The sequence below is a fragment of the Pseudomonas sp. MF06569 genome (assembly GCF_059862735.1).
The window spans coordinates 1-1,889 of sequence record NZ_JCBCUZ010000071.1 but is presented as its reverse complement, the minus strand read 5'-3'; the positions used below and the strand labels follow the sequence as shown (position 1 = coordinate 1,889).

The following is a 1,889-nucleotide window of genomic DNA, read 5'->3' as shown; positions in this document are numbered from 1 at the left end:
GTGAAGCCTTGAGCTTGACTGAGCTGAATGATCGCGCGCTCTTCAACGCTGAGTTCGGAATAGGACATAGGGGCAGCACCGTACCGGAAAGGTCAGGTGTTGCACTCAGTTTTCGCGGCCGCCCAGTATAAGTCGAATGCTAAATACCTGAGTATCAGGTTTTAGTCAATTCGGCTAGCAAATAATCTTGACCTGCGAAACCGGGACACACCCAGCATAAACCCCAACCGTACAGCTTTACCCTTACCTATGGGCTGGCTACAGGCCACACAAACAGAGACACAAACGAAGGCCGCGATGTACTTTAGAATCTTAGTGATCGCAATATATAACGAGTATTTCTCCAGTCCCATCATAAAGTTTCACAAAAACTATTTTCTAGTGATTTACTCTAGGTAAATGCATCTCTGCATCAGTTATGCTTTTTCATTCAGGTGGTATGAGCGTTTTTAGTGATGCGTTGATGAACTCATCATTCTGGGTAATTACGTCTAGCGACCTACGAATATTTCCTCCTACCTCAGATGAGCCTTGCAGCTCAAACCATGGTGTCAGCTCCATGATGGCAGCTTCAAGGACAAGCTGATTTTCATTGAGTTTGTAAGGGCGGGTTGGAATTATGTCTGAGTTCATCATATGTGATCCTCTGTGAGGAAAATTCTAGCCGGTGATAGTGGTGAGTGAGTGTTTTGCGATGGGCAGGATGCCGTGGGAGGAGGTAAAAATCAGTTCCGCACCTCAAAACGATACCCTTCATTTGCTTGACGTTCAGTTGCCAAAATATGAAGTTATTGCGGAATCGAATCCACCGTAAGCTTCAGATGTTTAAGCAAAAAGTAGTGGATTGCAAATCCGCCAACGCCGGTTCGGTTCCGGCTTCGGCTTCCACATTCGAAAGCCCCGTAGATCAAGGTCTACGGGGTTTTTTATGCCTGCAATTTGATGGTCACTGAATCGCCCTTAGTTTTGTAAACTTTTTCAAAGGACTGCTCATGGTCGATAGCTGCTCGTCACGAAGGGCTGCTTCCGGCCAGAAGCGTACATTTAAGCCGATCACTTTCCGCCCGGAGTTGCCGGCCAGTAAAGACTAAGCGCCGCCTTCTGCGCATACTGGTGCTCGGGAATTTCTTGAAAGGCATTGACGGCGCGATGTAGTCTCGCGCTATCCCGTCTGCGAGATCGGTGCTTGCTTGACAGTTGGGGTCTTGCTAAAGACCGAGACACTTGAAAAAAGAAGTTCATGGAGGCGCTTTGAAAATATTATGAGCAAGAAATCACGGAGTACTGGCGCAAAGAATCGAAATCAAGAGCGAGAAAGAGATCTCGCGAAAGCGGAGAAGCGACGTGCCCTAGAAAAAGAGCGCTCAAATGCTCAGCGTAAAAAAACAGCTGAGTTTCTTCGTAGCGGAAAACTAAAGGCAAAAAAAAACAAACCAGGAAAAGGAGTCTTTAGCATATTCTCCTCCCTGATCAATACGCCAATAATTAGACGAGAAGATGTTGTAATAGACGAACATACTTCCTCAAAAAAAGAGCCAAAACTATACCGACTCGAAGGCGATACTGGCTGGTGAATACGAAAAATTAGCTGACCACTGGATCTTGTTTCAGGGAGTAATAGGATTTATGGAAACATCATTTGCTGACCTTCTGAGCTCTTCGACTCAAGGGGCTTATAGGGTTAACACTTTGCTAACCCGTATTGGTACCGATGGTGACCTTGAGCCTGAGCATGGTGAACCGTTCACTGCCGCGATAGCTCTTTGTAGTGGTCTAATGAAACCGGACACCCTTTTAGGCGAGAATACTCGCCAGATCGAGGTGTCAGATGACCAAACAACGCCGTACCTTTTCCGCTGAATTCAAACGCGAGGCTGCCGACCTCGTGC

General features: G+C 46.7%; 2 protein-coding genes. One reads left to right on the top strand and one right to left on the bottom strand.

What is annotated here, in order from left to right; all coding sequences use genetic code 11:
* Positions 1–426 precede the first annotated feature (426 nt).
* Positions 427–636 carry a hypothetical protein gene (locus AC19YQ_RS24905; RefSeq protein ID WP_500596183.1) on the bottom strand — a complete coding sequence of 70 codons (210 nt, stop codon included), beginning with the start codon at positions 634–636 and terminating at the stop codon, positions 427–429.
* Positions 637–1,262: 626 nt separating this feature from the next.
* On the opposite strand from AC19YQ_RS24905, the gene AC19YQ_RS24900 reads away from it, so the two are divergent.
* Entirely contained in the window at positions 1,263–1,574 is a 312-nt protein-coding gene (locus AC19YQ_RS24900) for a hypothetical protein (RefSeq protein WP_106116428.1), read from the top strand.
* Positions 1,575–1,889 lie beyond the last annotated feature (315 nt).

What these genes read in the sequence shown, in the direction of transcription:
- AC19YQ_RS24900 (WP_106116428.1), top strand. Translation starts at nt 1,263, where the DNA reads ATGAGCAAGAAATCACGGAGTACTGGCGCAAAGAATCGAAATCAAGAG.
- AC19YQ_RS24905 (WP_500596183.1), bottom strand. Translation starts at nt 636, where the DNA reads ATGATGAACTCAGACATAATTCCAACCCGCCCTTACAAACTCAATGAA.